This is a genomic window from Nocardia sp. NPDC002869, assembly GCF_046764065.1.
Lineage (GTDB): Bacteria > Actinomycetota > Actinomycetes > Mycobacteriales > Mycobacteriaceae > Nocardia > Nocardia rhamnosiphila.
In genome coordinates, this window is sequence record NZ_JBKOOL010000180.1 from 1 (window position 1) to 11,132 (window position 11,132).

8 protein-coding genes are annotated in these 11,132 nt (G+C 68.9%); 2 read left to right on the top strand and 6 right to left on the bottom strand.

Going from position 1 to position 11,132, the window contains the following annotated elements; genetic code table 11:
* Positions 1–122: 122 nt before the first annotated feature.
* The 6 genes from ACLML9_RS24655 to ACLML9_RS24680 form a co-directional block, all read right to left on the bottom strand.
* Positions 123–1,313: a lipid-transfer protein gene (locus tag ACLML9_RS24655; protein WP_411947759.1), complete on the bottom strand. Its 1,191-nt coding sequence runs from the start codon at positions 1,311–1,313 to the stop codon at positions 123–125.
* Positions 1,314–1,365: 52 nt separating this feature from the next.
* Positions 1,366–1,791, bottom strand: a complete 426-nt coding sequence (locus ACLML9_RS24660; RefSeq protein WP_411947753.1) for a MaoC family dehydratase — start codon at positions 1,789–1,791, stop codon at positions 1,366–1,368.
* Positions 1,788–2,726, bottom strand: coding sequence for a bifunctional MaoC family dehydratase N-terminal/OB-fold nucleic acid binding domain-containing protein (locus ACLML9_RS24665; RefSeq protein WP_411947754.1), 939 nt, complete (start codon positions 2,724–2,726; stop codon positions 1,788–1,790). The genes ACLML9_RS24660 and ACLML9_RS24665 overlap by 4 nt, the downstream gene beginning before the upstream one ends.
* A gap of 175 nt (positions 2,727–2,901) precedes the next feature.
* Positions 2,902–4,071 carry an acyl-CoA dehydrogenase family protein gene (locus ACLML9_RS24670; RefSeq protein WP_411947755.1) on the bottom strand — a complete coding sequence of 390 codons (1,170 nt, stop codon included), beginning with the start codon at positions 4,069–4,071 and terminating at the stop codon, positions 2,902–2,904.
* The gene (locus ACLML9_RS24675; protein WP_411947756.1) at positions 4,062–5,120 is read right to left on the bottom strand and encodes an acyl-CoA dehydrogenase family protein; all 1,059 of its coding nucleotides are present in this window, start codon (positions 5,118–5,120) and stop codon (positions 4,062–4,064) included. Before ACLML9_RS24675 ends, ACLML9_RS24670 begins: the two co-directional genes overlap by 10 nt.
* A gap of 26 nt (positions 5,121–5,146) precedes the next feature.
* Complete coding sequence (locus ACLML9_RS24680) at positions 5,147–7,327, bottom strand: acyl-CoA dehydrogenase family protein (protein ID WP_411947757.1); 2,181 nt, start codon at positions 7,325–7,327, stop codon at positions 5,147–5,149.
* Positions 7,328–7,468: 141 nt separating this feature from the next.
* Here ACLML9_RS24680 and kstR point away from each other — a divergent pair, with 141 nt between their 5' ends.
* Both kstR and otsB read left to right on the top strand, forming a co-directional pair.
* On the top strand, positions 7,469–8,113 hold the full coding sequence (gene kstR, locus ACLML9_RS24685; RefSeq protein ID WP_030524112.1) for a cholesterol catabolism transcriptional regulator KstR: 645 nt from the start codon (positions 7,469–7,471) through the stop codon (positions 8,111–8,113).
* Positions 8,114–8,412: 299 nt separating this feature from the next.
* On the top strand, positions 8,413–10,965 hold the full coding sequence (otsB, locus tag ACLML9_RS24690; RefSeq protein WP_411947758.1) for a trehalose-phosphatase: 2,553 nt from the start codon (positions 8,413–8,415) through the stop codon (positions 10,963–10,965).
* Positions 10,966–11,132: the final 167 nt, after the last annotated feature.

Consider the following 11,132-nt stretch of genomic DNA (forward strand, 5'->3'; position numbering starts at 1 on the left):
TGGTCTGTGCTTTGCTCATCACTCACAGGTTGTCCGCCCCGCCGGCCCCCCCCCGCCCCCACCCGCGCCCGCCCCGCGGCAGGTGTCTATCACGGTTGACCACGCGACCGGCGCCGGCCCGGTTACGCGACCCGGTCCGTGCTCAGCACCAGCCCCGAGGTCGGCACCCCGGTCCCCGCGGTGACCAGTACGTTCTCCACCGCATCGACCTGATTGACCGACGTCCCCCGCACCTGTCGCACACCCTCGGCGATGCCGTTCATGCCGTGGATATATGCCTCCCCCAACTGCCCGCCGTGGGTATTGATCGGGAGTTTTCCGCCGATTTCGATAGCCCCGTCGGCAATGAAATCCTTCGCTTCACCGCGCGGGCAGAAACCGAGTTCCTCCAGCTGCATGAGGACGAACGGGGTGAAGTGGTCGTACAGAATTGCGGCCTGCATATCGGCGGGCCGCAAACCACTCTGCTCCCACAGCTGGTCGCCGACCAGGCCCATTTCCGGCAACCCGGTCAGGGCATCGCGGTAGTAGCTCGTCATCACGTACTGATCGGCGCCGCTGCCCTGCGCCGCGGCGGTGATCACGGCCGCCGGATTCGGCAGGTCCCACGCCCGCTCCACACTGGTCACCACGATCGCCACGCCGCCGTCGGATTCCTGACAGCAATCCAGCAGATGCAGCGGTTCGGCGATCCAGCGTGAATTCTGGTGGTCCTCCAGGGTTATCGGCTTGTTGTAGAAGAACGCGTTCGGGTTCACCGCCGCGTGCCTGCGATCGGCCACCGCGACCCGGCCGAAATCGGCGGAGGTCGCACCATAGACGTGCATGTACCGCCGGGCGACCATCGCCACCTGCGCGGCGGGCGTACCCAGACCGTGCGGATACGACCATCCGGCGTCGATACCCGAGGACGTGGGCGCGGCCGCCAGCGAGGTGGAGAACTGCCCGAACCGGGACACCGACCGCTCGTTGAACGCCCGGTACGCCACGACCACATCGGCGACCCCGGTCGCCACGGCCATCGCCGCCTGCTGCACGGTCGCGCATGCCGCGCCACCGCCGTACCCGATATGGCTGAAGAACTTCAACTGCGGAATGCCGACCGCGCGGGCGACCGCGACCTGCAGGTTGGTATCCATCGTGAAGGTGGTCAGCCCGTCGACATCGGCCGGGGTGAGCCCGGCGTCGGCCAGGGCCGCGGTTACGGCTTCGGCGGCCAGCCGCAGTTCGCTGCGACCGGATTCCTTGGAGAAATCGGTGGCGCCGATCCCCGCGATGGCGGCCCGGCCGGACAGGGGATGTTGCGAATTCATCATGTGTTCCTCGTTCCGCGGGCTGGACACCGACTGTGCGTCGCGGCTGCGCTCACGCCCCGCCTCCGGCACCCGGTACCGTCGCGACCACCGTCGCGACGATGTGATCGCCCAAACTGTCCTTGCCGACGACCTCCAGCCGGACGTCCTCGCCGTCGAGTTCGACGACCTTGCCGGTGAGGGTCAGCGTGTCGTACGCGTACAGCGGCACCCCGAGCCGCAGCGCGATGGATTTCACGACCGTGCTCGGCCCCGACCAGTCGGTCACGAACCGCTGCACCAGACCGGTATCGGTGAGGATGTTGACGAAGATGTCCTTCGAACCGCGTTCGACCGCCTTGTCCCGATCGTGGTGCACGTCCTGGAAATCCCGGGTGGCCAGTGCGGTGCTGATGACGAACGTCGGATCGGCGTGGATCGACAGTTCGGGCAGTTCGGTCCCGACCCGGACCGCGGCCGGGTCGAATGTGGCGGTCATGCGGTCACCTTCCAGAACGGCAGCACCGTATCGTCGTCGAGCTTCTCGAAACCGGCCACGACCGCCAACCCGACCTCGACCTGAGCGGGTTCGACACCGCGCAGTTCACCCAGCATCCGCACCCCCTCGTCGAGTTCCACCAGCGCGACCACGAACGGCAGATCCCGCCCCGGCACCTTGGGCGCGTGGTGCACGACGTAGCTGAACACCGTGCCCTTCCCGGAGGACACCACGTAATCGACCGGTTCGGTCTTGTCCTGCCAGATGGCCGGGATCGGGGGATGCCGCAGGCTCCCGTCGGGAAGCTTCTGGATCCGCAACTCGCCGGCTTTCGTGCCCTCCCAGAAGAACTCGGTGTCCGGGGAGACCAGCGGCCGCACCCGTTCGGCGGGTGCCGGTTCCGGGGCGGCGGCCGCACCCGGGGCGAACTTCAGGATGCGGAAGAGCATCTCGGTGACGAGTTCGTCGCCGACGTACCAGCTGGTGCGGTAGGTCAGAAAGAACCCCTCACCCAGCCCGGTACGTTTCGGGCCCTTGATACTGTCCAGCGCGCTGGTGATGCTCACCTCTTCGCCGGGCCGCACATAGCGGTGGTAGATCTGCTCGCAGTTGGTGCCGACCACCGAGGTGTACCCGGCGGAGTCGAGCAGCGCGTTGGTGGCCTCCATCGGATCGTCGGACGGACGGCGGCCACCCAAACCCAGCATGGTCCACACCTGGGCCATGGCGGGCGGGGCCACGATCCCGTCGAACCCGGCGGCCTTCGCGGCCGCCTCGTCGACATAGACGGGATTGCTGTCGCCCAGCGCCTCCACCCAGTTGTTGATCATCGGCTGGTTCACCGGATCGCGGCCGGGCCGCGGCGCACTGGCCCCGGCCGCCTTGATCCGCTCCGCGGCGGCGATGATCGCTTCCGGTGTACTGATATCCGGCACGGCGCTCCTTACTGTTTCGGCGCGCTCACGGCGCGCAGGTCGATGGCCTCGCTGAACTCGGCACCGCTGGTCACGTCCGACACAGAGAACCGCACGAGGTCCACAACAGCAGGCAACCGGTGGCCGGACACTTCACCACCCGAAGCGGACGCCGGAGCGAAGGCGGAGGATCGCATCAGCGGGGTACGCGGGGCAGTTTCAGGCCCGCCGAGGCGACGAGTTCGCGCATCACCTCGTTGACGCCGCCGCCGAAGGTCACCACCAGGTTCTGCTTCGTCCGCCGGTCGAGCCAGGTCATCAGCTCGGCGGTCGCGGGTTCGGCCGGGTCGCCGAACCGGCCGATGATCTCCTCGGCCAGCCGGCCCGCCTCCTGCAGCGATTCGGTGGAGAAGATCTTGGTCGCCGAAGCGTCCGCGACGACCTGGGACGGATCGATGTTCGGATCGTCGGCCGTGGCCGCCACCTGCCAGTTCAGCAGTTCGTTGAGCCGGGTCATGGCATGGATGCGCCCGAGTGCCGCGCGCGCGTCGGGATCGTCGAGTACGCCGCGCGGCCGCGCCCAATCACGGACCCGGTCGTAGAGCTGTTCGATCTTGCCCGACGGTCCCAGGCTCACCCGCTCGTGATTGAGCTGGGTGGTGATCAGGCGCCAGCCCTTGTTCACCTCACCGACCAGCATGTTCGCCGGAACTTTGACGCTGTCGAAGTAGGTGGCGTTGGTGTGATGGGCGCCGTCGGCGGTGATGATCGGGGTCCAGGAGTAGCCCGGATCCTTCGTATCCGCGATCAGGATGGTGATCGCGCGGTGCCGGTCGGCCACCGGGCCGGTGCGGCAGGCCAGCCAGATGTAGTCGGCCTCGTGTGCGCCGGTGGTGAAGATCTTCTGACCGTTGACGATCCAGTCGCCCGAATCGTCGCGGGACGCGCTGGTGCGCAGTGCCGCGAGATCGGTACCGGCCTCCGGCTCGGAGTACCCGATGGCGAAATGGATATCGCCGGCGAGGATCCCGGGCAGGAACTTCTCTTTCTGTTCCTGCGTGCCGAACTGCTGCAGCGTCGGGCCGACGGTCAGCAAGGTGACCAGCGGCAGCGGGACATCGGCCCGGGATGCCTCGTTGAAGAAGATCTGCTGTTCGACCGGGCCGAAACCCTGGCCGCCGTACTCCTTGGGCCAGCCCACACCCAGCCAGCCGTCGCGGCCCATCCGGCGCACCACCTCGCGGTAGGCGTCGCCGTGCCGGTTGACCGCCATGGCGGCGGACTCCTCCGGCGTGACCAGATCGGCGAAGTAGGCGCGCAGGTCGTCGCGTAGTTTGCGCTGTTCGCTGGTCAGATCTATGAACACCCTGCCCCCAATCGTTCGAGCCGCAACGCGGCGCCGCCCAGCCAGCGGGCGAGGTCCTTGGACTGTGAGTAGTAGCGATGCATCGAGTGGGTGACATCCACGCCGATGCCGCCGTGCAGGTGGTGACATTTCTGCATGGCACGCGGAAGTTCCGCGGCCACAGTGTAGGCGAGGACGTTCAGATCGTCGTCGATCCGCTGCTGCCGCTCCGGACTCGAATCATCTTGTCCAAGAGCCCAATTCGCCGAGACGGCAGCCACATGCAGCGTGCGGGACACCACATAGAGGTCGGCGATCTGCTGGGCCACCGCTTGGAACTCGGCGAGCGGCCGGTTGAACTGCTGCCGCGTGCCCACATGGGCAGCGGTCAATTTCACCGCACCCGAGAGCAAACCGTCGGCCGCCGCGCCGATGGCGGCGAGCGCGAACCGGTGCAGCCGGGGGCCCGCGTCCGGCAGCAGCCGGTCGGCGGGTACCTCGACCCCGTCCAGTTTCACCGAGAATTCGGCGAGTTCGCCGGATACGGCCGAGGGGGTCAGGGACAGGCCCGCGGCATCCGAATCGATTACCGCGACCCCGGAATCCGTGGTCACCAGCAGCCAGCGCGCCTGATCGGCGCACGGCACCGCCACCTTGTACCCGGTGATCCGCACCTTGTCACCGGTCACCTCGGCCTTGGTGGTGGGTTCGGTGGTCAGGGGCGCGCCGGGTTCGCTGATCGCCGCGGTCAGCACCGCGCCCTCGGCGACCGCCGGGAACACCTCCGCGGCCACCGCCTCGGGCGCCGCCCCCAGCAGCGGCAGCACGCCGAAACCCAGGGTGGGCAGCGCCGGGGCGGCCACGGCATCGGTGGCCAGCTCGGTCAGCAGCACCGATACGGCGTCTATGCCCATATCGTCGCCACCGAACCGTTCCGGTAGCGCGACCGACAGCAGGCCCGTAGCCGCTATCTTGGGCCAGAGTTCGGCGTCGCGCGCCGCCTCCCGCTCCAGTAGTCCGACGACGACCTCGGCCACCGCCTCTTGAGCCTCGTCTCGGGTGAAGTCCACGTTCTGCTCTCCAGTCGTCGCACGAACTAGCCGGCCGCGTCGCGGGGTAGTCCCAGAATCCGCTCGGCTGCCACGGTCAACAGGATCTGCTCGGTTCCGCCCGCGATCGACAGACAGCGGGTGAGCAGGAATTCCGAGGTGTCCTCGGTGGTCCGCGCGCCGGCCGGCCCGGCCACCTCGACGGCGAACTCGGCGACCGCCTGCCGATGCCGCACGCCCACGAGTTTGCGCACACTGCTCTGCGCGCCGGGGTCGGCGCCGGCCAGGATCCGGACCGCCGCGCGCTGTTCCAGCAGCAGCCCGGCGATGGCGTCGGCGACGAAACCGCCCAGCCGATCGTTCAGCAGCTCCGACCCGCGTCCGGTCGCCGGGAGTTTGGCGATCAGCTCCTCGAGCGCCGGCCCGATCCCGTTACCGCTCATGGCGACCCGTTCGGCCGACAGCGTGGAGCGGGCGATCTTCCAGCCGTTGCCCAGCGCGCCGACCACACAGTCGTCGGGCACGAAGACCCCGTCCAGGAAGACCTCGCTGAACCGGGCCTCGCCGGTGATCTGCACCAGCGGCCGGATATCGATCCCGGCACTGCGCATATCGACCAGGAAATAGCTGATGCCCTTGTGCTTGGGCGCACTCGGGTCGGTGCGCGCCAGGCAGATGGCCCAGTTCGCCTCCTTGGCCAGGGAAGTCCACACCTTCTGGCCGTTGAGTACCCAGCCGCCCTCGGTGCGTTCGGCGGTGGTGCGCAGGGCGGCCAGATCCGAACCGGCCCCCGGTTCGCTGAACAGCTGGCACCACACCACCTCGCCGTGCAGGGTCGGCCAGGCGAACCGTTCGATCTGCTCGGGGGTGCCGTGCTGGAGCAGGGTCGGGATCGCCCAGCCGCCGATGGTGAGGTCGGGAACGGTCAGCCCGGCCCGGCGCAGTTCCTCGGAGATCACCAATCCGGTCATCGGATCGGCGCCGCGACCGTAGGGCTGCGGCCAGTGCGGCATGATCAGCCCCGCGTCGGCCAGCGCACCGCGCTGCCGCGCGGCCGGCAGCGCGGCGATACGCGCGACCTCGGCGGCGAGTTCATCGGTGGCCACCTCGGTATCGGTCTCCCCGCCGGCCAGCGCCGCGTCGGCGAAGACCCGGTCGGCGCCGGTGGTGCGGCGCCTACCGGCCCGGGTCAGCTCGGTGACCCGGGCCCGCCAGTACGGCGCGCCGCCCAGCAGCTGGCGCAGCGCGGTCGCCCGGCGCAGGTACAGGTGGGCATCGTGTTCCCAGGTGAAGCCGATCCCGCCGAGTACCTGGATGCAGTCCTTCGCGGTGTCCACCGCGGCGTCCAGGCTGATGGCGGCGGCGATGGCGGCGGCGATCGGCAGTTCGGCGCCGCCGGAGTCGACCGCGGCGGCCGCGTCGGCGGCCACCGACCGGATGAGTTCGGTGCGGCACAGCATCCACGCGCAGATGTGTTTGACCGCCTGGAACGACCCGATCTGCCGCCCGAACTGCTCGCGGACCTTCGCGTAGTCGACCGCGGTCGTCAGGCACCAGCCGGTCACGCCGGCGAGTTCGGCCACGACCAGCGCGACCAGCAGGTCTTCCACCGCGTAATCGGGGGTGAACACCGCGTCCGGGTCGACCCGGACCTCGGTGCAGCGGACCCGGGCCAGCGGGGTGGTCAGGTCGAGCGGTTCCAGGGCTTCGAGTTGCAGTCCGGGCGTATCCGGGCCGAGCAGGCACCAGCGTCGGCCCTCCGCGGTGTCCACCGGCAGCAGCACCGCGACTCCGGGCGCGGCGCCGAGTACCGATTCCCAGCTACCGCTGAGCGTTCCGGCACCGTCGAGGGCCGGCACCGCCGGTCCGCCGCCGGGCGCGGTCTCGTCCCCGGCGACCGTATCCAGCGCGATCCCGCAGGGCTGTTCCTCCGGCAGCCGCCCGGCGGTCACCAGGCCGGCGATCGCCGTGGTCAGCAGGGGGCCGCCGACCATGTCGTGTGCTGCCTGTTCGATGAATACGGCCAGATCGGAGACCGATCCGCCCGCACCGCCCGCCTCCTCGGCCACCGCCACCCGGAAGATCCCGAGATCGGTCAGCGTTGCCCAGTACGTACGCCAGAAGTCGGTCGCGTCGGCCCGCATTGTTGCAATCGGTTGGGCCGCTGCTGCCCACCCGCTCATCGACTGTTGAACGGCTTTATGCTCGTCAGTGGTGGCGATGGTCACAGTCCATACCGCCTTTCCGGCGTGACTCCCACACCTAGAACATGTTCTAATATCCACGGTGGGCGGAAGTCAAGAGAAGCGCCCACCGCATCGCCGCACGCGCTGACGTCCGCGACACGTCACGGAAAGGAAGTCCACTCCATGGCCAGCCCCTCCCGTTCCCAGCCCGGCGATCCGGGTGCGGCGACAGCCGCCCCCGTCACCACGCTGCGGGAGGACGAACTGAGCTCCGCCGCGCAGCGGGAACGCCGCAAGCGGATCCTGGACGCCACCCTCGCGCTCGCTTCCAAGGGCGGCTACGACGCGGTGCAGATGCGCGCGGTCGCCGAACGCGCCGATGTCGCGGTCGGCACCCTGTACCGGTATTTCCCGTCCAAGGTGCACCTGCTGGTCTCGGCGCTGGCGCGGGAGTTCGAGCAGTTCGAGGGCAAACGCAAACCGCTGGCGGGTCAATCGCCGGAGGAGCGGATGCACGCGCTGCTCTCCCAGATCACCCGGATGATGCAGCGCGACCCGCTGCTCACCGAGGCCATGACCCGTGCGTTCATGTTCGCCGACGCCTCGGCCGCCGCCGAGGTGGACCGGGTCGGCAAGGTGATGGACCGGGTGTTCGCCCGGGCCATGAACGACGGCGAACCCACCGATCGCCAGCTCGCCATCGCCCGGGTCATCAGCGATGTGTGGCTGTCGAATCTGGTCGCCTGGCTCACCCGCCGCGCCTCCGCGACCGATGTCTCCGAACGGCTCGAGCTGACCGTCGATCTCCTGCTCGGTCAGCGCTCCTGAGACCCGCGCCGCCACGCCCGGTGGCCGCCGCCGGTGACTCACCGGCCGCGATGGGGCGCGGCGGTGTCCGAGCGTTCGCTGCGGGGTCGCGCGAGCCGGGAAAACTTCGCAATCCCCCACGCACGCCGGTGAGCTGGCCCTGCGGATTTCGCGTCGGAACGACACCGGGCGCAGGTTCACCCGCACGTCGAGCCGGGGGTACCCGCCCACACTTCCCACCGAATCGGATCAGCGGACATGACACAGTATTGTCATGCGCGCCCCCTCTTAACGAAAGCTCCGATCAATAGGTTGGATGTGTGAGCGCACAGGATCTGCCACTGGAACTCCGCCGAGCGCTGTCGACGGTCGCGCGCGTCCCTCGGCTGCTCGTCGCATCGGACTACGACGGGACACTCGCTCCCATCGTCTCCGATCCGGCCAAGGCGTACCCGCACGGGGAATCCGTGCGGGCATTACGCGCGCTGGCCGGTTTGTCCGGCACCACGGCCGCGGTCATATCCGGCAGAGCGCTGCGTGACCTCGCCGCACTCTCCCGGCTACCGGTCGAAGTGCAGCTGATCGGCAGCCACGGCTCGGAATTCGACGTGGGTTTCGTACACGCCATCGACAGTGACGCCAGGCAGTTGCTGCGGGAGGTGGTGACCGCCCTCAACAAGATCGCCGCGGACCATCCGGGCGTCACGGTGGAGACCAAACCCGCCAGCGTCGCGCTACACGTGCGCAACGCCACCCCCGAGATCGGCCGCCGCGCCCTCGGCCAGGCCCGCCAGGGTCCGGCCTGCTGGGTCGGCGTGCAGGTCACCGAGGGTAAAGCCGTGATCGAACTGGCCGTGGTGCCGACCGACAAGGGTTCGGCCCTCAGCACGGTCCGCCACCAGGAGAGCGCGTCGGCGGCGGTGTTCTTCGGTGACGACGTCACCGACGAGAAAGCGTTCCGCGCGCTGACCGGGCCCGATATCGGCATCAAGGTCGGCGAGGGCGAATCGCTGGCCAAATACCGGGTCGACAGCACCGAGGCGGTCTCGCACGCGCTGGCTTTCCTGCTCGAGGAACGCCGCACCTGGCTGGCCGGCGCCAGCGCGCCCCGGATCGAACGGCTGACCATGATGGCCAGCCCGCGTTCGGTCGCACTGGTCACCCCCGATGCCACCGTCACCTGGTTCTGCCACCCGGAGCCGGATTCGGCCGCCGTCTTCGCCCACCTGCTGGGTGGTATGGACGCCGGGCACTTCTCCATCTGCCCGCAGCGGCCGGGCCTGCCCCTGTCCCAGCGGTACGTCGACGGCACCATGACCGTCGAGACCCGCTGGGCGAAACTGCAGGTCACCGACTATCTTCCGCATGACGTCGACCCCGACCGCACCGATCTCACCCGGGTGATCACCGGTACGGCACCCGCCGAGATCATCTTCGCCCCGCGGCCGGAATTCGGCCAGGTTCCGGTGTCCATCCAGGTGGAAACCGACGGCCTGCGGGTCTGGGGCACCAACGATCCGGTCGTGCTGCGCGCCCCCGGGGTGCAGTGGCAGATCCACAGCGACGGCGCCCACGATTCGGCCACCGCGGTCGTGGACCCGTCCGATGGCCCGATCGTGCTGGAACTGCGTTGCGGCACACATGATCTGACGCCTGCCGCCACCGGTGAGGGCGAACGGCGGCGGATCGCCGAACTGTACTGGAAAGAATGGGCGGCGACCCTCGACCTGCCCGCCCTCAAACCCGACCTGATGAAACGGTCCGCGCTCACCCTGCGCGGGCTGGTGCACGCGCCGTCCGGATCGATCCTGGCCGCGGCCACCACTTCGCTGCCGGAGGATATCGGCGGCGTCCGCAACTGGGACTACCGCTACTGCTGGCTGCGCGATGCCGCGCTCACCGCCAGCGCCCTGGTCTCGCTGGGCTCCCTGGGTGAGGCCGAACAGTATCTGGAATGGGTGCACCGGGTGCTGGAAACCCTGCCCGGCCCCGAACGCCTGCACCCGCTGTACACGATCTACGGCGAAACCCTGCCGCCGGAGGCCGTGATCGACCAGCTGCCCGGTTACGCCGGATCACGGCCGGTGCGGGTCGGCAACGCGGCCAACATGCAGGTCCAGCTGGACGTCTTCGGCCCGATCGTGGACCTCATCACCAGCCTGGCCCACGCCCGGGAGAAGCAGGGCACCACCGATCCGCGCAAGGTACTTCCCGACGCCGACTGGGAACTCGTACACGCGATGGTCTCGGCGGTGCAGCGCCGCTGGACCGAACCCGACCACGGCATCTGGGAAATCCGCGGCAACCCCCGCCACCACGTCTACTCGAAGGTGATGGGCTGGCTCACCATCGACCGGGCACTGACCCTGGCGGAGAAGTTCGACCGTCCCGTCGACAGCGACTGGGCGCCGCTGCGCGAAACCATCGCCGCGGAGGTCAAGGCCAAGGGCTGGAACGACGAAGTCCAGTCCTATACCGCCGCCTACGACGGCATCGATCTCGACGCGGCGACCCTGCATATCGGACTCAGCGGTCTGATCGACCCGTCCGACCCGCGGTTCGCCGCGACAGTGGTGGCCACCGAAGCCGAACTGCGTAGCGGATCCACGGTGTACCGCTACCACCACGACGACGGCCTGCCCGGCGGCGAAGGTGGATTCCACCTGTGCGCCGCCTGGCTGGTGGAGGCCTACCTGCTGATCGGCAAACGGTCCGACGCCGAAGCGCTGTTCGCGCAGCTGGTGGATGTGGCCGGACCCACCGGGCTGCTCAGCGAGGAATACGACCCGATCGCCGAACGGTCCCTGGGCAACCATCCCCAGGCCTACAGCCACCTGGGCCTGCTGCGCTGCGCGCAGTTGCTCGGGAAATAGCGTCGATCGCTCGATCAGCGAAGACGGCGGGTCGCACTCTGCGGCCCGCCGTTTCGACGTGGACGTCGAATGCCGACGCAACCCGCATGCGTCGAGTTTTACGAGACACCTCAAAGGGTTGAGGCCCGTCTCGCCGTTTCGGCCTCGAAAGCGCATGAGCCGAAGGC